At 59.9% G+C, this 18,567-nt stretch carries 15 protein-coding genes and 2 tRNA genes; 7 read left to right on the forward strand and 10 right to left on the reverse strand.

Annotated features, from left to right (window positions below; all coding sequences use genetic code 11):
* Positions 1 to 92: 92 nt before the first annotated feature.
* Genes NQ492_RS14800 through NQ492_RS14810 form a run of 3 tightly spaced genes read left to right on the forward strand, consistent with a single transcriptional unit; the run spans position 93 to position 5,442 of the window.
* On the forward strand, positions 93 to 1,106 hold the full coding sequence (locus NQ492_RS14800; protein WP_015546053.1) for an efflux RND transporter periplasmic adaptor subunit: 1,014 nt from the start codon (positions 93 to 95) through the stop codon (positions 1,104 to 1,106).
* A complete protein-coding gene (locus NQ492_RS14805) occupies positions 1,103 to 4,153 on the forward strand; it encodes an efflux RND transporter permease subunit (RefSeq protein ID WP_044054673.1) in 3,051 nt (1,016 codons plus the stop codon). Before NQ492_RS14800 ends, NQ492_RS14805 begins: the two co-directional genes overlap by 4 nt.
* Entirely contained in the window at positions 4,153 to 5,442 is a 1,290-nt protein-coding gene (locus NQ492_RS14810; protein WP_015546055.1) for a TolC family protein, read from the forward strand. Before NQ492_RS14805 ends, NQ492_RS14810 begins: the two co-directional genes overlap by 1 nt.
* A 52-nt stretch (positions 5,443 to 5,494) precedes the next feature.
* Here NQ492_RS14810 and NQ492_RS14815 read toward each other — a convergent pair whose 3' ends face one another.
* The gene (locus NQ492_RS14815; RefSeq protein WP_015546056.1) at positions 5,495 to 5,698 is read right to left on the reverse strand and encodes a DUF6132 family protein; all 204 of its coding nucleotides are present in this window, start codon (positions 5,696 to 5,698) and stop codon (positions 5,495 to 5,497) included.
* Between the two features lie 271 nt (positions 5,699 to 5,969).
* Positions 5,970 to 6,043: transfer RNA gene (locus NQ492_RS14820), tRNA-Asp, on the reverse strand.
* A gap of 308 nt (positions 6,044 to 6,351) precedes the next feature.
* Between NQ492_RS14820 and NQ492_RS14825 the strand changes: the two genes are divergently transcribed.
* Positions 6,352 to 7,368: a hypothetical protein gene (locus NQ492_RS14825; protein ID WP_259873102.1), complete on the forward strand. Its 1,017-nt coding sequence runs from the start codon at positions 6,352 to 6,354 to the stop codon at positions 7,366 to 7,368.
* A gap of 200 nt (positions 7,369 to 7,568) precedes the next feature.
* Here the strand turns inward: NQ492_RS14825 and NQ492_RS14830 are convergent.
* The 4 genes from NQ492_RS14830 to NQ492_RS14845 form a co-directional block, all read right to left on the reverse strand.
* Positions 7,569 to 7,642: transfer RNA gene (locus NQ492_RS14830), tRNA-Asp, on the reverse strand.
* A gap of 55 nt (positions 7,643 to 7,697) precedes the next feature.
* The gene (locus NQ492_RS14835) at positions 7,698 to 8,234 is read right to left on the reverse strand and encodes an RsmD family RNA methyltransferase (RefSeq protein WP_015546057.1); all 537 of its coding nucleotides are present in this window, start codon (positions 8,232 to 8,234) and stop codon (positions 7,698 to 7,700) included.
* Positions 8,225 to 8,794, reverse strand: coding sequence for a DUF3822 family protein (locus NQ492_RS14840; RefSeq protein ID WP_231839852.1), 570 nt, complete (start codon positions 8,792 to 8,794; stop codon positions 8,225 to 8,227). Before NQ492_RS14840 ends, NQ492_RS14835 begins: the two co-directional genes overlap by 10 nt.
* A 22-nt stretch (positions 8,795 to 8,816) precedes the next feature.
* Entirely contained in the window at positions 8,817 to 9,452 is a 636-nt protein-coding gene (locus NQ492_RS14845; protein WP_015546058.1) for a hypothetical protein, read from the reverse strand.
* Positions 9,453 to 9,500: 48 nt separating this feature from the next.
* On the opposite strand from NQ492_RS14845, the gene NQ492_RS14850 reads away from it, so the two are divergent.
* The 3 genes from NQ492_RS14850 to mutS all read left to right on the forward strand — a co-directional run bounded on the left by NQ492_RS14850 (position 9,501) and on the right by mutS (position 14,275).
* On the forward strand, positions 9,501 to 10,916 hold the full coding sequence (locus NQ492_RS14850) for an ATP-dependent DNA helicase (protein ID WP_259873106.1): 1,416 nt from the start codon (positions 9,501 to 9,503) through the stop codon (positions 10,914 to 10,916).
* A complete protein-coding gene (locus NQ492_RS14855) occupies positions 10,909 to 11,484 on the forward strand; it encodes a uracil-DNA glycosylase family protein (protein WP_015546059.1) in 576 nt (191 codons plus the stop codon). The genes NQ492_RS14850 and NQ492_RS14855 overlap by 8 nt, the downstream gene beginning before the upstream one ends.
* A 157-nt stretch (positions 11,485 to 11,641) precedes the next feature.
* Positions 11,642 to 14,275, forward strand: a complete 2,634-nt coding sequence (gene mutS, locus NQ492_RS14860; protein WP_172633831.1) for a DNA mismatch repair protein MutS — start codon at positions 11,642 to 11,644, stop codon at positions 14,273 to 14,275.
* A 277-nt stretch (positions 14,276 to 14,552) separates the two neighbouring features.
* Here mutS and NQ492_RS14865 read toward each other — a convergent pair whose 3' ends face one another.
* From NQ492_RS14865 to NQ492_RS14880, 4 genes are all read right to left on the reverse strand, one after another.
* Positions 14,553 to 14,780 carry a hypothetical protein gene (locus NQ492_RS14865; RefSeq protein ID WP_217727501.1) on the reverse strand — a complete coding sequence of 76 codons (228 nt, stop codon included), beginning with the start codon at positions 14,778 to 14,780 and terminating at the stop codon, positions 14,553 to 14,555.
* A 34-nt stretch (positions 14,781 to 14,814) separates the two neighbouring features.
* Entirely contained in the window at positions 14,815 to 15,438 is a 624-nt protein-coding gene (gene udk / locus NQ492_RS14870) for a uridine kinase (protein ID WP_015546061.1), read from the reverse strand.
* 225 nt (positions 15,439 to 15,663) lie between these two features.
* On the reverse strand, positions 15,664 to 17,622 hold the full coding sequence (gene gyrB, locus NQ492_RS14875; RefSeq protein WP_015546062.1) for a DNA topoisomerase (ATP-hydrolyzing) subunit B: 1,959 nt from the start codon (positions 17,620 to 17,622) through the stop codon (positions 15,664 to 15,666).
* A gap of 118 nt (positions 17,623 to 17,740) precedes the next feature.
* Positions 17,741 to 18,478 carry a cell division ATP-binding protein FtsE gene (locus NQ492_RS14880; RefSeq protein ID WP_015546063.1) on the reverse strand — a complete coding sequence of 246 codons (738 nt, stop codon included), beginning with the start codon at positions 18,476 to 18,478 and terminating at the stop codon, positions 17,741 to 17,743.
* Positions 18,479 to 18,567 lie beyond the last annotated feature (89 nt).

Below are 18,567 nucleotides of genomic sequence, written 5' to 3' on the forward strand. Positions count from 1 at the left end.
GAAATCGAACCAATCGGCTAATTTAACCGACACGGCGGCCTTTTCCGGAGGGGGCTAAAAGGGGAACTTTGCATCGAAAAATTGAAGAACCGATGAAACGAACTGTTTTCTGTGCCGCGCTGCTGCTGGCCGCCGGCTGTTCATCTCCGAAAAAGAACCGCACGGTCGATCCGCTGCGTGTCGAAACCATCGTGGCCGCGCCCTCGGCCGACGTCGGGGCGGCCGTTTATGTAGGTGCGATCGAAGAGGAGTCTTCGGCCGCCTTGAGCTTCCCCGTCGCCGGGACCGTCGCCCGCACCTTTGCGGACGAGGGCCGGCGCGTCGGCAAAGGTCACCTGCTCGCCGAGCTCGATCCCACCTCGGCGCGCCGGACTTTCGAGGCCGCCGAAGCCGCGCTGAATCAGGCGAAGGACGCCTGCGCGCGTCTGAAACAGCTCTACGACGCCGAGAGCCTGCCCGAGATCAAGTGGGTCGAGGCGCAGACCCGGCTGCGGCAGGCCGAGGCGGCCTTCGGGATCGCGAAGAAGAATCTGGAGGACTGCTCGCTTTACGCGCCCTTTTCCGGGGTGGTCGGCCAGCGGCGGATTTCGGCCGGGGAGACGGCCCTGCCGGGCGTTCCCGTGCTGACGCTGCTCGAAGTCGGACGCGTCAAGGTGCGCTTCTCGGTCCCCGAGCAGGAGATCGCCCGGCTCGGCGCCGACAGCCGGATCGGGGTGGGCGTCGCCGCGCTCGGCGACCGGGTGTTCCCCGCCGGGAAGATCGAAAAGGGCGCCGTGGCCAATCCCGCGGCCCACACCTACGACGTGCGCGCCACGCTGGACAACGCCGCTGGCGAGTTGCTGCCGGGCATGGTGTGCCGCGTGACGGTTTCGCCCGCAGAGTCGGCCGAGGAGATTGCCGTTCCGCTGCGCGCCGTGCAGCAGGCGGGCGACGGGAGCCGTTTCGTGTGGACCGTGCGCGGCGATTCGGCCGTGCGTACGGCCGTCACGACGGGGCGGCTGGTGAACAACGGCATCGTGCTGACCGGGGGCGTCGCGGCGGGCGACCGCATCGTCGTGGACGGCATGCAGAAGATCGGCGAGGGCAGTAAAGTCGTATGGCGATGAGAAGTTCGAATAGCGTAATAGCCTGGTCGATGCGGAATTTTCGCATCACCTTCCTGATCGTGGGCTGCCTGTTCGTGTTCGGAATCTACGCCCTTGCGCGCATTCCCAAGCAGGAGTTCCCCGAGTACACGATCCGGCAGGGCGTCGTCGTGGGCGTCTATCCCGGGGCGACGGCCGAGGAGGTCGAAGAGCAGCTGGCGAAGCCGCTCGAACAGTTCCTGATGACTTATAAGGAGGTGAAGCGTGCGAAGACCACCTCCACGTCGCAGAACGGCATGTGTTACGTGATGGTCGAGCTGAACGACGATGTGAACGACAAGGACGAGGTATGGTCGAAAGTCAAGCACGGGCTGGCGGCGTTCAAGATGCAGCTGCCTGCGGGTGTCGCGGCCGTGGTGACCAACGACGATTTCGGCGACACCTCGGCGCTGCTGATCACCCTCGAATCGGACACGCGCTCCTACCGTGAACTGAAAGGGTATATGGACGATTTGAGCGACCGTCTGCGCCGCATCGAGTCGGTCTCCAACCTGCGCCCCTACGGCGTGCAGCAGGAGCAGATCTCGGTTTACGCCGATCCCGAGCGGCTCGCGGCCTACGGCATCGGCGAGAAGACGCTCTCCGCGGCGCTGGCCGCGCAGGGGCTGACCCCGCTGGGCGGCTCGGTGAGCAATGCCGAGACCGAGACCCCGATCCACATCGCGCCGTCGCTGGCCGGGGAGCGGGAGGTCGCCGAGCAGATCGTCTGGAGCGATCCCGAAGGGCACGTCCTGCGGGTGAAGGACGTGGCACGCGTCGTGCGCGAGTACGACGATCCGGACAGCTATATCCGCAACAACGGCCACCGTTGCGTGCTGCTGTCGCTGGAGATGCAGGCCGGGAACAACATCGTGGAGTACGGCCGCGAGGTCGACGAGGTGCTGCACGCCTTCATCGAAGAGGAGCTTCCCGCCGATGTCAGCGTGCAGCGCATCGCCGACCAGGCCAAGGTCGTCGGCGACTCGGTGCACTCGTTCCTGCGCGACCTGTTCGTGGCCATGGCCATCATCATCGTCGTGATGATGCTCCTCTTCCCGCTGCGGTCGGCCATCGTCGCCGCGCTGACGATCCCGATGTCGACCTTCATATCGGTGGGCATGATGTACCTCTGCGGCATTCCGCTGAACACCGTGACGCTCGCCGCGCTGGTCGTCGTGCTGGGCATGATCGTCGACAACTCGATCGTGGTGATCGACGGCTACCTCGATTACCTCGGGCGCGGCCATTCGCGGTGGTTCGCCGCCGTGGAGAGCGCCCGGGAGTTCTTCCCCTCGCTGCTGCTGGCCACGATCTGTATCTGCATGATCTTCTATCCGATCCTCTTCACGATGACGGGCATGATGGGCGACTTCCTGACCTGGTTCCCGTGGACGATCACCATTAACCTGATGGTGTCGCTGCTGCTGGCCGTGATGGTCATTCCGTTCCTCGAGATACTGATCATTCCGGCCGTTCACGTGCGCAGGGACGGCCGCAGGTCGTTCACCGACCGGGTGCACGACGTCTACCGCCGCGTGCTGGCGTGGACCTTCCGCCACGGGTGGCTGACGATCTCGCTCGGCGCCGCCTCGGTGGTCGTGTCGCTGCTGATCGCCACGCAGCTCAAGTTCCGCATGGTTCCCTTCGCCGACCGGGACCAGTTCGCCGTGGAGATCTACCTGCGCCCCGACACGCCGCTGGAACGCACCGGGGCCGTCGCCGATTCGGTTTACCGGGCGCTGCGGGCCGACGAACGGGTGAAGTCGGTCACCTCGTTCGTGGGGTGCTCGTCGCCGCGCTTCCAGATGAGCTACGCCCCGCAGATCGCGGGCAAGAACTACGCGCAGTTCATCGTCAACACCACGTCGGTGGATGATACGGAGTCCATTCTCGACGAGTACGCCGACGCGTGGGCTGACCGTTTCCCCGAAGCCTACGTCAAGTTCAAGCAGCTCGACTACCAGAACGTGCCGTCGCTCGAATTCCGCTTCTACGGCAGCGACATCGACTCGCTGCGCGCCGCGGCCGACCGGCTGATGGCCCGCATGCGGCAGATGCCCGAACTGCAATGGGTGCATACCGATTACGAGGACCCGCGGGCGATCGCCGAGGTGCGGCTCGATCCCGTCACGGCGTCGCAGCTGGGTATCACGCGCACGGTCGTGGCCGCCAATATGGCCCTGGCGTCGGGCGACGTGGCCGTGGGTTCGGTCTGGGAGGGCGATTACAGGCTCCCGGTGGTGCTCAAGCGCGACGCCCGGCTGGGCGAACGCTCGCTGTCGGACATCGGGGACACCTATGTCTCCTCGCCCGTGCCGGGGGTGAGCGTGCCTCTGCGGCAGATCGCCGACGTGGAACCCGCGTGGAGCCAGTCGAAGATCGTCCACCGCAACGGCATGCGCTGCATCACCGTGACGGCCGACCTGAAACGCGGCGCCAACGCGATGCGGATGACCTCGCGCATCAGCCGGATGCTGAAAGACGAGATTCCGCTCCCGCCGGGCGTCGAGACCGAGCTGGGCGGCGCGCACGAGTTCGACGCCGAGACCCTGCCGCCCATCGCCGCGGGGTTGAGCATCTCGCTGGTGATCATCTTTTTCTTCATCCTCGTCAACTTCCGCAAATTCGGCATCACGCTGGTCGTCATGGCCTCGATGTCGCTGTGTCTGTTCGGCGCGATGGTCGGATTGTGGATCGCCGACTTCACCATCGGGCTGACCTCGGTGCTGGGTTTCATCACCCTGCTGGGCATGATCGTGCGGAACGTGATCCTGATGTACCAGCATGCCGAGGACAAACGCAAGGTCTGCCACTGGTCGGGCAAGCTGGCGGCCTACGACGCTGGAAAGCGCCGCATGGTCCCGATCTTCCTCACGACGGCCACCACGGCCGTGGGCGTCGTGCCGATGATGTTGGGAGGCAGTACGTTCTGGGCGCCCGTGGGTGTTACGATTTTCGCCGGAGGCATCGGCTCGCTGATCCTCGTGGTCACGATCCTTCCGGTTCTTTACTCCAAAATCTACAAGTGATGAAAAAGGCTCTCGTATATCTGATTCTCTGCTGCACGGCCCTTCCGGCCGGAGCGCAGACCCTGACGCTCGACGAATGCCGCGCGGCCGCCGCCGAGCACAACCGCACGCTCCGCGACGGCCGGTTCGAACTTGAAGCGGCCCTGCAAACGCGCCGCGAGGCGCTGACCGGCTACTTCCCGCAGGTCTCGGCCACGGGAGGCGTTTTCCAGGCCCAGCACGGACTGGTGCAGGCCGATTTCGGCATGACCATCCCGCAGCTGGGGACGATGAACCTGCCGCTGTCGATGGTCAAGCGGGGGATTGTGGGCGGCATCACGGCCGTGCAGCCCGTTTTCGCGGGGCTGAAGATCGTCAACGGCAACAAGCTCGCCCGGCTGGGCGAGGAGGTCGGGCGGTTGCAGTTGCAGAAGACCGAGTCCGAGGTGCGCGAGCAGACCGACGCCTATTACTGGCAGGTCGTGTCGCTGCGCGACAATCTTTCGACCATCGAAGCCGTGGAACGCCAGCTGGAGGAGATTCACCGCCAGGTGGAACTCTCGGTCAAGGCCGGGCTGGTGACGACGAACGACCTGCTGCGCGTGGAACTGCGGCAGCAGGAGATCGCGTCGAACCGCCTGAAGGTCGAAAACGGACTGAAAGTCTCGAAGATGCTGCTGGCACAGCATATCGGTGTCGACTGGCGCGCTTTCGACGTGGCGGCGGCGGAGTTCGGCCAGCCCGAGGCGCCCGCGGCGTTTTACGTGCCGGTCGAGGAGGCGTTGGACAACCGGGCCGAGTACCGGCTCGCCGAGAAGAATGTCGAGGCTCAGAAGTACCGGAAGCGCATGGAGCGCGGCAAACGCCTGCCGACGGTGGGCGTCGGGGCCGGCTACCTCTACTACAACGTGACGGACAAGGATGTGGACGACGGGCTGGTTTTCGCCCAGGTGTCGGTCCCCATCTCCGACTGGTGGGGCGGGGCGCACGCCCTGAAGAAGGCCCGCATCCGGGAGCAGCAGGCCGAGAACGATCGGTTGCAGGCCCGCGAGATGCTGGCCGTGGAGATCGAGCGGACGTGGAGCGAGGTGCAGGAATCCTATGCGCAGATTCTGCTGACGCGGCGTTCCGTGACGTCGGCCGCCGAGAACCTGCGGCAGAACCGCAATTTCTACCAGGCCGGAACGGCTCCGCTCACCGACCTGCTGGACGCCGAGACGCTCTACACCCGGAGCCGCAACGACTTCACCTCGGCATGCGCCGCTTACCGGACTTCGTTGGCGCGTTACATGCGCGTGACGGGGCGATAGCGGCCGTCAGCCGCAAAAACGGGCGTCCGGAACCGACCGGGCGCCCGTTTTTTCACTCTTTCCGGGGCGGTTTCGGTTCGAACATGCTCAACAGCAGTCCGCCCATGACGGCGCCCCACAGCGTGCTGTTGAGCGGCGAGGAGGTGATCGGGCACGTGCCGTCGGCACACCCCACGAAATACCAGTAGAGATAGCCTCCCAAGGCTCCCAGCGCCGCTCCCAGCAGCGTCGGCCAATGTCGTTTCAGCAGTTTCATCTTATAACGGGTTTACGTTTTCCATTGAAATAACGTTGCGAAAGTATTGATTATTTTCCGATAAAACAAATTTCCTATGGAAAATAAATGGATCGGAGTCGGCGGATGTCGGAGCGGAGGAGGGATGGAAAGGTGAAAGGTGAAAAGTGGAAAGTGAAGGGGGGGCTGACAAGATGGGGTATAGATAGGATTTCACCCCTGCCGGAGAGATTTCTGACAGGGGTGATTTTCATTTTCGTGGGAACTTTTCCGAAAGTTCCTTTTGTTTCTGCGGTGCGTAGGGGACTCGAACCCCTGACCCCGTGCGTGACAGGCACGTATTCTAACCAGCTGAACTAACGCACCATTCCGGTTATTGCGAGTGCAAAGGTATTACATTTTTTTTAGTCTGCAACTTTTTTTTTGATTTTTTGTGCGGCGCGCCGGCGGCATTCGCACCAATCTGCTTAATTCTTAAGGACAAAAGCATTGAAATTTTTTTTTGTCGCCTTCACGCTGTCTCGCCCTGTGAAGGGTGTTGACCGCCGTTTTGCGGCTGAAGCGTCTGAACCGCGGCGTGCCGGAGGGGCAAACCGGCGGCGGGGTGGGGATTTACCGAAGGTCCCTGGAAGGCCGAGGTCGAGGTCGGCAAGGAGTGGATCAAGCTCAACGGCGTGTTGGGCGGCACGGTGGAGGGATCGACCGGGTCCGAAATCCGCTTTACCTGTCAGCCCGCCGGTACGATCGGCGAAGATCAAAGCCGGTGCGGCATCATCCTGGTCCGCTATCACAACCTGTCGTGCTACCACCGCATCTTCGTGCGTCAGGGCTATGCCCCCATCCGGGTGGCCGGATCGGCCAAATGGCACACATTCAACCTGAAATATCAGGATCACGAGGCCGCCGCGCCCTGCGAGGAGGGTTCGCTCTTCCGCTACGGCAATGTCGACCAGCCCATTGACGCCGTCAACAACCAGTTCGACCGGTTTGCCGACCATGTCACGACTCCGTTCCGGCTGGCTCCCACGAGTTCGGGGCTGACGGGAACCTGGAATGCGGTCCCCGGGCAGACCCGGATAACGAGCAAGTCGCGCAGTTCGGAGGGCTTCAGCAACATGCCGCAAACCATCGGCGGCAGGCAGTGCCATGTCGCTGAACTGGCGGATTTCGAGGTGTTACAGAAGAACTGCCAGTTTGCGTTCGGCGTGCTCTACGACGATGCTTCGATTGAGACTTCGCTGAACCTGTCGGACGTGAACGGCTATGCCTGTTACAATGCGAGCAACACGAACAAGGGCATGCGCGGCTGTTTCGTCTTCAATCCTGCGGGAAGTCTCAATTCGGGCGGCGCCGGGGCCAATATCTTCTTCCCGGTGGGCGTGTCCGGATACGGCCGCCGGAAGCATTGCGCCCAGGAGAATGGAAAGTACGGCGTATTGCGTTACGCCGCCCGCAGCGCACTCTATACCTCTTCCGATGTACGTTATCGTCCGCTTTTCCATACCATCTACACCAATTTCGGGGGACTCTACTGGTGCAACCGGCAGTCGAACGGAACCTCCTCGTGGGACATCAACGTTTCGACATACGATTTCAACCATTTCGGGTCGAATGCGTTTCTGATAAGCGACTGGACCGCCGGCGACGGTCCCAATGTCAGCGACGCCTGCTTCGTCCGTCTGGTGGAGTAGGCGGGGGATAGGGCGCCGGATGCGATTTGCCGGAATTGATGCCCGCAACCGCCTTTTTGTCCGTTTGCCGGGGCCGATCGCATTCGCCTCGGGCATCCGGAATTTCGCGGAGGACGAATCCGGCATCCGCCGCGAACAACGAAAAAGCCTTGTAAACGATCCGTTTACAAGGCTTTTTTGAATTGTTCCTTCGAACTCTGCGGTGCGTAGGGGACTCGAACCCCTGACCCCGTGCGTGACAGGCACGTATTCTAACCAGCTGAACTAACGCACCATTCCGGTTATTGCGAATGCAAAGATAGTGTATTTTTTTTAATCGGCAAATGGTTTTACGGCTTTTTGAAGAAAGAAAATTGCACGCTTCCGTAACTTCTTAATTGCCAGAACTCATCGAGATCCGAAAAATCCATTTTTTTCGAATGTTCGAAGATCAGGATGCCGCCCGGGCGGAGCAGCCCGCGTTCCAGGACCAGCTTCACGACCTGCTCGCTGCCCTCCAGGTCGTAGGGGGCGTCGGAGAAGATCACGTCGAACTGCTTGGCGCAGCTTTTCAGGTAGAGGAAAACGTTGGCCTTGACAGGGTAGAAGTTTTCGATCCCCAGCAGTGCGGCCGTCCGGCGGATGAAATCGTGATGCACGGCGTTGATCTCGACCGCCGTGACGCTCCGTGCGCCGCGCGAGGCGAATTCGTAGCTGATCGACCCCGTGCCGGCAAAGAGGTCGAGCACGTCGCACTCCTCGAAATCGAGCAGGTTGCCCAGCACGTTGAAGAGGTTCTCCTTGGCGAAGTCGGTCGTGGGCCGCGCACGCAGGTTTTTGGGCGGGTTGATCGCCCGGCCCCGGTATTTTCCGCTGACTATTCGCATGTCGTCTGTCTGAATCGTTTGCCGAGCAGTTTGCGCGCCGCTTTCGGGTTGTCGCCCGCAATGCGGAGTTCGTATTCCTTTAACGGGAAACAGCCGTCGAGCCGTTCGAAAAAGTAGGCGGCATCGGTGTCCGTCGCCGCGGGAATCGCTTCGGCCAGCTGCAATTCGCCGCCGTCGTATACCTTAATATATAGAAGTCCCGCCCGGCGGCTCATCCACACGGTTTTGGCCGTATTCGCGGGGGTGTGCAGCAGCGGGGTGGTGAACCGCGCCCTGTCGCCCAGCTTCTCCTCCACCTGCCGCAGCGCCTCGCGGTTTATCGCAGTGACGGCGACGAATTCCGCCTCCGGGTCGCTGGCGACGACGCACTCCTCCGCCGTCGGCGGCATGCCGTTGGCCGCGAGCATCTCGGCGCCCCGCTCCGCGTCGAAGAGTTCGCCCGGCACGAGCATCGTGCGGGGCAGCAGCAGCTCGACCGTCACCGGGGCCTCTCCGGCAGGCAGTTCCGAGAGTGCAGGGACCGAAAAAGAGTGTCCATCCAACGAGAGCTGAATGGACACCTTATTGCCTGACTGCGGCGTGTTACTCCCAGTTGCCTGCCTCATTGTTACCGGAATCCATTGATCCGAACTTGACGCCGGGATAGCGGTTGAAGTTGTTCTGCTCTTCGTCGATCAGGTTTATCACCTCCTGACGGTAAGCCACCGTGTCGAGGAACGCCTTGTAGGGTGCGCGGCACTCCACGACGGGAATCACGACCTTCGACTCGGTGGTGATGATGCCGGCCTCCATGATGAACTGGGCCTTGTTGCCGGTTCCGGGAATGAAACGGAAGTTCTCGACATCCTGACGCGTCACCTTCTTGGGGGCGAAAATGGTGTCGATCACAGCGATTTTGAACTTTTCAATATTCTTTTTGCCCGACTTCTTCAGCATGGCCATGGCCGCCGAGTCGTCTTCGTCGACGATCTTGCGCTCCAGTTCGAGCGTGTCGGTCAGCACGAAAGCCGACAGCGAGTCGAAGCTGGCCGTGAAATGCTGGTACTTGGATTTGAAGGCGCGCTGTGCCGTACGGATATCCTTGATGCGATCGATAACCTGGGCTTTCTTCGCCTTCGTTTCTTTGTCGAACCGGATCGGAGTTGAGATCTGGACGTAGATGACGTAGACCAAACCCACGATTGCTACGGCAAGAATGATTTGAAAGAGTTTTTTCATTTTAAATAAATATTTGTTATTAATTTTGCATCAATTAAAAACCGACGCATGTTCAGCACACGTATCGCGACCCAAATTTACGCTAAAATTTGTTTCGAAACAACTCCCGGACAAAAAAAAATTATAGAAAAGTTGTCCGAATACCTTGCAGACGACGATTTTTCGAGGATTTTCGTGCTGAACGGTTATGCCGGAACCGGAAAAACGACGCTTATCGCCGGACTTGTCGGCGCGCTTAAAGACCTGGGAATCAAACCCGTGCTGCTGGCTCCCACGGGGCGTGCCGCCAAAGTGCTGGCCCAATACGCTCAAGAGAAGGCACTTACCATCCACAAACGCATTTACCGCCAGCGCACGAATGCCGATTACGAATCGAAATTCTCGCTCAACATCAACCCCGAACGCGGGGCGGTGTTCATCGTCGACGAGGCTTCGATGCTTTCGGACAACACGCAGGGCGGAGCCGTTTTCGGCAGCGGATCGCTGCTTTCGGACCTCGTGGAGTATGTCCGCAGCGGCCGCGGATGCCGTCTGGTGCTGGTCGGCGACAGCGCGCAGCTGCCGCCCGTCGGGGCTGATTTCAGCCCGGCGCTCGACCCGGTGTCGATGGATGCCTACGGCGGCATCGTCTACGGCACGATGGACGAGGTGGTGCGGCAGGAGGCGCAGTCGGGCATCCTCTTCAACGCCACGCTGGTGCGCTGCATGCTCGAAAACGGCCTTTACGAGATTCCCCGCTTCGAGATGGATTTTCCCGACATCGAGGCGGTCGTGGGCGGCGAGTTCCTCGAGAAACTTCAGGATTGCTATGCCAGATACGGCCGCGACGAGACGATCGTCATCACGCGCTCGAACAAGCGGGCCAACCGCTACAACGAGGGCATCCGCCGCAACGTGCTCTATGCCGAGGAGGAGATCGAGAGCGGCGACATGCTGATGGTCGTCAAGAACAACTACTACTTCCCCGAGCATACCGAAGACTGCCCGATGAACTTCATCGCCAACGGCGACATCGCGCGGCTGAAACGTCTCAGGCGGTTCGAGGATTTCTATGGTTTCCGCTTCGCCGACGCCGTGCTCGAATTTCCCGACTACAACGATGCGGAGATCGAGTGCAAGATTCTGTTGGATACGATCGCCTCGGAGTCGCCGTCGCTCACCCGGGAGGAGTCGACGCGCCTTTTCTACGAGGTGGAGAAGGACTACACGGACATCAAAAGCAAGTTGAAACGCTTTAAGGAAATTCGTGATAATCCGCATTTTAACGCCGTTCAGGTGAAGTTTTCCTACGCCGTCACGTGCCACAAGGCGCAGGGCGGCCAGTGGCGGGCGGTCTTCGTCGACCGCTGCCTGTTCGGCGACGAGCCGATGTCGCGCGACATGCTCCGCTGGCTCTATACGGCCCTGACGCGCGCCACCGATAAATTATATCTTGTAAATTTCGATGAAAAATTCTATGAATAGCGAACGGCATCCCCTTGAACCTTTCCTGCCCGAAAACGCCCGCCTGCTGATGCTGGGCAGCTTTCCGCCCAAACGCATCCGCTGGTCGATGGAGTTCTTCTATCCCAACCTGCAAAACGACATGTGGCGGATCGTGGGCTACCTTGCTACGGGCGACAAGATGCACTTCCTGGAACCGGGCGGACGGCGGTTCGACCGGGAGCGAATCGAGGCCTTCTGCCGTGAGCGGGGGATTGCGCTCTACGATACGGCTGTGGAGGTCATCCGGCTGAAGGACAATGCGTCGGACGCGTCACTTCAAGTGGTGCGCGAAGTCGATCTCGGAACCCTGCTGGCCCGCATTCCCGCCTGCCGGGCCGTCGTCACGACGGGACAGAAGGCCACCGACACGCTGCGCGCCATCACGGGCTGCGGCGAACCGGCCGTGGGGGAGTGCGTGCCGATGCCCTTTGCGGGGCGCGACCTGACGCTGTGGCGCATGCCCTCCTCGTCGCGGGCCTTCCCGCGTCCCGTGGAGTGGAAGGCGGAGTTTTACCGCAAAGTGTTCTCCGAGAACGGGATTCTCTGACGCTTGGGCGGAAAGAACCGGCCGGACAGACGAAAAAAATTGGATGTCGGCTTTGCACGGCATTCAAAAAAGGCCTATCTTTGTTGTATAAATTATACAATATTCTATTTTGACTTCCGAAAAGAAAATCGACAAAAAATATGTCGAGACGCCCCTGATGAAGCAATATTACTCCATCAAGGCAGTACATCCCGACGCCATTCTGCTGTTCCGCGTGGGCGATTTCTACGAGACCTTCGGCGACGACGCGATCAAGGCCAGCGGCATTCTGGGCATCACGCTCACGCGCCGCGCCAACGGATCGGCGACGTACGTCGAACTGGCGGGATTTCCCTACCATGCCATCGACACCTACCTGCCGAAGCTGGTGCGGGCGGGCGAGCGCGTGGCCATCTGCGAGCAGCTGGAGGACCCCAAGCTGGTGAAGGGACTCGTCAAGCGCGGCGTGATCGAACTGGTGACTCCGGGCATCGTGCTGGGCGACAACATCCTGGCCAACAAGGAGAACAACTTCATCGCGTCGGTCTATTTCGGCCGGCAGACGACGGGCGTGGCTTTTCTGGACATCTCCACGGGCGAGTTCTATGTGGCCGAGGGAGCGGACAGCTATGTCGACAAGCTGATCTCGAACCTCCAGCCCAAGGAGGTCGTCTACCAGCGCGGCTACGAGGACCGTTTTTCCGGTTCGTTCGGGTCGAAACTCTACACCTACCGTCTCGACGAGTGGGTCTTTTCGGAGGACGTCAACCGCGAGAAACTCTGCAAGCAGTTCGGGACCAAATCCCTCAAGGGCTTCGGCGTGGACCACTTCACCAGCGGCATTTCGGCCGCCGGGGCCATTCTCTACTACCTCGAATTCACCGAGCACCGCGAAACGGGCCATATCGCCTCCATTGCGCGTATCGACCAGGACGACTACGTGTGGGTCGACAAGTTCACGATCCGCAACCTCGAACTCTTTTCGTCGAACGGCGCGCGCGAGAAGTGCAGTTTCGCCGACGTGATCGACCGCACGCTGACGCCGATGGGCGGCCGCCTGCTGAAACGCTGGATCGCCATGCCGATCAAGGACCCCGCGAAGATCAACGAGCGCCTCGATGTGGTGGAACGGCTGATCAAAGACGCCGATCTGGCGGATGTCATCCGCGAGCAGGTGTCGCTGGTGGGCGATCTGGAGCGTATCGCGGGGCGTATCGCCGCCCAGAGGGTCACGCCCCGCGAACTGGTGCAGCTCAAGAACTCGCTCGGAGCCATCGAGACGCTCAAGGCTGCGCTGGAGTCCACCGACGACGACCGCCTGCATGCGCTGGCAGAGCAGATCGACCCTCTGGCGGAGGTTCGCGAGCGTATCGCCCGCGAAATCTACCCCGACCCGCAGAACAACCAGATACAGAAGGGCGGCGTGATCGCCGACGGCGTCGATCCCGAACTGGACGACCTGCGCCGCATCGCGCTCCACGGCAAGGACTACCTCGCGCGCATCCAGCAGCGCGAGAGCGAGGCCACGGGCATCCCGTCGCTCAAGATCAGCTACAACAACGTTTTCGGCTACTATATCGAGGTCCGCAACGCCCACAAGGACAAGGTCCCCGAGACGTGGATACGCAAGCAGACCCTCGCCAACGCCGAGCGTTACATTACGGGCGAACTGAAAGAGTACGAGGAGAAGATTCTCGGCGCCGAGGAGAAGATGCTCATCCTGGAGCAGCGCATCTACGCCGGGATCATGGCCTATATCTGCGGTTCGCTGGCGCCGATGCTGCGCGACGCCGCCGCGGTGGCGCGCATCGACTGCCTCCAGTCCTTCGCACGCATCGCCTGCGAACGCCGCTACGTGCGTCCCGTGCTGGACGACGGCAAGCGCATCGACATCCGTCAGGGCCGCCACCCGGTGATCGAGACGCTGATGCCCGTGGGGGAGGAGTACATCCCCAACGACGTGATGCTCGACGACAAGCAGCAGCAGATTATGATGATCACCGGACCCAACATGTCGGGTAAGTCGGCGCTGCTGCGCCAGACCGCGCTGATCATCCTGATGGCCCAGATGGGTTCGTACGTACCCGCGAAGTCGGCCCATATCGGCTATGTGGACAAGATTTTCACGCGCGTCGGGGCTTCGGACAACATTTCGCAGGGCGAGTCGACCTTCATGGTCGAGATGCTCGAATCGGCCAGCATCCTCAATAACATTTCGGACCGCAGCATCGTGCTGCTCGACGAAATCGGCCGCGGCACGTCGACCTACGACGGCATTTCGATCGCCTGGGCGATGGTCGAATACCTTCACAACCACCCCTCGGCCCGCGCCAAGACGCTTTTTGCCACGCATTACCACGAGCTGAACGAGATGGAGCAGATGTGCTCCCGGGTGAAGAACTACCACGTCTCGGTCAAGGAGATGGGCAACCAGATCGTCTTCCTGCGCAAGCTCGAGCGCGGCGGCACGGAGCATTCGTTCGGTATCCACGTGGCCCGCATGGCCGGCATGCCGGTGTCGATCGTCTCGCGGGCGGACGAGATTCTGCGCAACCTCGAACTGGTCTACGGCAACAACGAGATCGTGCCGAGCCGCAGCCTCAAGGAGCGGGGCCGCAAATCCGCGGCGCAGGCCGTGAAGGAGGCCGCCGAGAGCGCCGGGCCGCAGAACATGCAGCTGTCGATGTTCCAGCTCGACGATCCCGTGCTGGTGCAGATCCGCGACCAGATCAAGGGCCTCGACATCAACTCGCTGACCCCGATCGAGGCGTTGAACAAACTCAACGAAATCAAGAAGATAACTGGTATCTGATAAAGCGATACTGGAAGTCGAATATACCAAAGCCCCGAACCTCTTTTCGAGAAGTCCGGGGCTTGTGTTATTATTTGATTAGTGTTATTCTAATTATACACGCCTTCTTTTTCTCTTATTATGCCTTTCTCATATTTGTTGGCACGCTTACCTGAATAAATTACAAGTTGACTGAATTTGGGCCTTCCAATCTGAATTTGTCCATCTGAAAAAACATATAGATAGGCGTTCTTCATAGTCTTATTCCATACTGTTTTGCCGTTAGAGTCTGTTACTTTTACTTTAACCCTGTATTTGTCGCTAAAAAGCCATCTGGGCTAATGGATTTGATTGCAACTACTACATCGGTATATACTTCACCTTCTATATCAAGAAAACAAACTTTACGAATTAATTCCGCATTTTGCATTGGTGATGCTTTTTCAGTTTCATCGTTGTTGTTTTGAGCAAAGACAAACCAACCAAATGAAAGCGAGAAAATTAAAAGAACAATAAGTTTTTTCATGGTTTCAGCATTTTAAGGCTACTATTTAGATTCCCTATTTGCTGCTCTGGATCAGCGAACGGATGTTCTGGATCAGCATCGCTACGGCCACCGAGTTGAAGCCGCCTTCGGGAATGATCACGTCGGCGTATTTCTTCGACGGCTCGACGAACTCCTCGTGCATCGGCTTCACCGTCGAGGTGTACTGCGTGATGACCGACTGCATCGTGCGTCCGCGCTCGCAGACGTCGCGCAGGATACGCCGCGCCAGCCGGATGTCGGCGTCGGTGTCGACGTAAACCTTGATGTCCATCAGGTCGCGCAGCTCCTTGTTCTCGAAGATCAGGATGCCGTCGACGATGATCACCTTCGAAGGTTTCACGCTCACGCTCTCCGACGTGCGGTCGTGGTCGACGAACGAGTAGACCGGGTGTTCGATGGGCACGTTGTTCTTCAGCGCCTTGATATGCTCCACGAGCATCTCCGTGTCGAAGGCCTGCGGATGGTCGTAGTTGAGTTTCGTACGCTCCTCGTAGGTGAGTTCGGGATGCGCCTTGTAGTAGTAGTCGTGGCAGAGCGTCACCACGTCGTCGCCGATGAACGCTTCCTGCAAACGCTTGACGAGCGTCGATTTTCCCGAGCCGGTTCCCCCGGCGACTCCGATTACCGTTACGTTCATAAGATCAGTAAGTTTTTGATATTATAGACCGTTTCATCGCATCTGACCGTCTTTATTCGCCGCCTCCGGCGTCGTTTGCAAATCCGACCCTCCCCTAAATCCCCTCCTCGGAGGGGACTTTATGGCATCCGTCGTCCGGATTATTCTCAACAATGCGATTTGCGGTGGTTATTAAAAAAAAGGATCACCCTCCTGAAGAGGGCAATCCTTTTTCTGACTGTCGTTTTATGCGTCGATATTCGCGTAATGCGCATTTCGCTCGATGAACTCGCGGCGGGGCGGAACCTCGTCGCCCATCAGCATCGAGAAGATGCGGTCGGCTTCGGCGGCGTTCTCGATGTTCACCTGGCGCAGGATGCGCGTGTCGGGGTTCATCGTCGTCTCCCACAGCTGGTGGGCGTTCATCTCGCCGAGACCTTTGTAACGCTGGATGTGCACGCCCTTGCCGAACTCGGCTGAGATCTCGTCGCGCTCCTTCTCGGTCCAGCAGTAACGCTCCTGCTTGCCCTTCTTCACGAGGTAGAGGGGCGGGGTGGCGATATAGACGTGGCCGTTTTCGATCAGTTCCTTCATCTTGCGGAAGAAGAACGTCAGCATCAGCGTGGCGATGTGGCTTCCGTCGACGTCGGCATCGGTCATAATGATGATCTTGTCGTAGCGCAGTTTTTCGAGGTTCAGGGCCTTGGAGTCCTCCTCGGTTCCGATCGTGACGCCGAGGGCCGTGAACATGTTCTTGATCTCCTCGTTCTCCCACATGCGGTGCTCCTGGGCCTTCTCGATGTTCAGGATCTTACCGCGCAGCGGCATGATGGCCTGGAAATTCCGGTCGCGGCCCGATTTGGCCGTACCGCCTGCCGAGTCACCCTCGACGAAGAAGATCTCGGCGATCGAACGGTCGCGGCTCGAACAGTCGGCGAGTTTTCCGGGAAGCCCGGCGCCCGACAGCACGGTTTTGCGCTGCACCAGTTCGCGGGCGTGGCGCGCCGCGTGGCGGGCCGTAGCCGCGAGGATCACCTTCTGCACGATGGCCTTGGCGTCCTTGGGGTTCTCCTCCAGATAGTCGCCCAGCGCCGAGGCCAAGGCCTGGTCGACGGCGGCCGCAACCTCGTCGTTGCCCAATTTGGTCTTGGTCTGTCCCTCGAACTGCGGCTCCTGCACCTTCACCGATACGACAGCGGTGAGTCCTTCGCGGAAGTCGTCGCCGTTGATGTCGAACTTCAGCTTGGCGAGCATGCCCGAATCCTCGGCGTATTTCTTGAGCGTACGGGTCAGCGCACGGCGGAAGCCCGTCAGGTGCGTACCGCCCTCGATGGTGTTGATGTTATTTACATAGGAGTGTACGTTCTCCGAGAACGAATCGTTGTATTGCATGGCCACCTCCACCGGGACGCCGTTCTTCTCGGTGTCGAGGTAGATGATCTGCTCGACGATCGGCGTGCCGCGCGTGGCGTCGAGGTATTTGACGAACTCCTTGAGTCCCTCCTCCGAGTAGAAGTGGTCCTCGCGGGTCTTGCCCTCCTCGTCGGGACGCTTGTCGTAGAGGTTCAGGCTGATGCCCTTGTTCAGGAACGCCAGCTCGCGCAGGCGGTTGGCCAGGATGTCGTATTTGTATTCGGTGGTATGCGTGAAGATCGAGCCGTCGGGCTTGAAGGTGATGATCGTACCGCGGTCCGTACATTCGCCGACCACCTCGACCTGCGAGGTCGGGGCGCCCTTGCTGTATGTCTGGCGGTAAATCTTGCCGTCGCGGCTGTGGATCTCGGCGATCAGCAGCGTCGAAAGCGCGTTGACGCACGAGACGCCGACGCCGTGCAGACCTCCCGAGACCTTGTAGCTGCCCTTGTCGAACTTACCGCCGGCGTGGAGCACCGTCAGCACCACTTCGAGCGCCGATTTGCCCTCCTTCTCGTGGTAGTCGGTCGGAATGCCTCGGCCGTTGTCCCTGACGGTGATGGAGTTGTCCTCGTTGATCGTCACGTCGATGTCGGTGCAGTAGCCCGCCAGCGCCTCGTCGATCGAGTTGTCCACGACCTCGTAAACCAGGTGGTGGAGACCCTTCTCGCCGATGTCGCCGATGTACATGGCGGGACGCTTGCGCACCGCTTCGAGACCTTCAAGGACCTGAATGTTCGACGCGGAGTATTCTTCTTCTTGTTTTTTAACGTTTTCTAATTCGGTACTCATCGTAGTCTTTAAATATCGTACAAATATACGGAAAATTTCCGGATAAAACAAGCATCCGGAAACGGCTTTACGGACGATTGTTTGGTCTGTTCGTTCGCTTTGCGGCCTTGATGCGGAATTACGCCAGTTCGGCCTTGAGGTCCACCTCGCGGATTTTGCCCTTGGAGAAGAGCACGGCGCGGGCGGGGTAGTTCTCGATCAGGGCCGTGTTGTGCGTTGACATCACCACGGCGCAGCCCTGCGAGGCGATCTTCTGGAACAGCTGCATGATGCCGTCGGCCGTCACCGGGTCGAGGTTGCCCGTCGGCTCGTCGGCCAGCAGCACCTGCGGGTCGTTCAGCAGCGCGCGGGCGATCACCAGCCGCTGCTGCTCGCCGCCCGAAAGCTCGAAAGGCATTTTGTAGCTTTTCGACCCGAGTTCCACCAGCCCCAGCACCCGGTCGATGCGCTCGCGGATCTCCTGCTCGCGCTTCCAGCCCGTGGCCTTCATCACGTAGTAAAGATTCATAAAGACGTTGCGGTCGGTGAGCAGCTGGTAGTCCTGGAAGACGATGCCGATGCGGCGGCGCAGGTAGGGGATGTCCTTGCGGCGCAGGCGGCGCAGGTCGAATCCCGCGACATATCCCTTTCCGGTAAGGAGTTGCATCTCGGCATATAAAGTTTTGAGAAAACTGCTTTTCCCGCTCCCGACACGTCCGATCAGGTATACGAATTCGCCCGGGGCCACCGACAGGTTGACCTCCGAGAGCACCATCTCGCCCCGTTGCAGGAGTTTCTTCTCCGAGCAGCTGCCGAAGGGATTGTCGGCATGGTAGATAGCCACGTCGCGGAGATTTACGACATATTTTTCATTCATAGCGTTTCGCTCTGTTTTCCGAACAAACAAAGATAAGCAAAATATCCGTATGCCCTTCATCCGTCCGGTAAAAAAGCGTTCCGGCAGGC

Source organism: Alistipes shahii WAL 8301 (assembly GCF_025145845.1).
Classification (GTDB): Bacteria; Bacteroidota; Bacteroidia; order Bacteroidales; family Rikenellaceae; genus Alistipes; species Alistipes shahii.

Coding starts and splice junctions, on each gene's coding strand:
- NQ492_RS14800 (WP_015546053.1), top strand. CDS start 93: ATGAAACGAACTGTTTTCTGTGCCGCGCTGCTGCTGGCCGCCGGCTGT.
- NQ492_RS14815 (WP_015546056.1), bottom strand. CDS start 5,698: ATGAAACTGCTGAAACGACATTGGCCGACGCTGCTGGGAGCGGCGCTG.
- mutS (WP_172633831.1), top strand. CDS start 11,642: ATGAAGCAATATTACTCCATCAAGGCAGTACATCCCGACGCCATTCTG.
- NQ492_RS14835 (WP_015546057.1), bottom strand. CDS start 8,234: ATGCGAATAGTCAGCGGAAAATACCGGGGCCGGGCGATCAACCCGCCC.
- NQ492_RS14810 (WP_015546055.1), top strand. CDS start 4,153: ATGAAAAAGGCTCTCGTATATCTGATTCTCTGCTGCACGGCCCTTCCG.
- NQ492_RS14855 (WP_015546059.1), top strand. CDS start 10,909: ATGAATAGCGAACGGCATCCCCTTGAACCTTTCCTGCCCGAAAACGCC.
- NQ492_RS14805 (WP_044054673.1), top strand. CDS start 1,103: ATGAGAAGTTCGAATAGCGTAATAGCCTGGTCGATGCGGAATTTTCGC.
- gyrB (WP_015546062.1), bottom strand. CDS start 17,622: ATGAGTACCGAATTAGAAAACGTTAAAAAACAAGAAGAAGAATACTCC.
- udk (WP_015546061.1), bottom strand. CDS start 15,438: ATGAACGTAACGGTAATCGGAGTCGCCGGGGGAACCGGCTCGGGAAAA.
- NQ492_RS14845 (WP_015546058.1), bottom strand. CDS start 9,452: ATGAAAAAACTCTTTCAAATCATTCTTGCCGTAGCAATCGTGGGTTTG.
- NQ492_RS14850 (WP_259873106.1), top strand. CDS start 9,501: ATGTTCAGCACACGTATCGCGACCCAAATTTACGCTAAAATTTGTTTC.
- NQ492_RS14865 (WP_217727501.1), bottom strand. CDS start 14,780: ATGAAAAAACTTATTGTTCTTTTAATTTTCTCGCTTTCATTTGGTTGG.
- NQ492_RS14880 (WP_015546063.1), bottom strand. CDS start 18,478: ATGAATGAAAAATATGTCGTAAATCTCCGCGACGTGGCTATCTACCAT.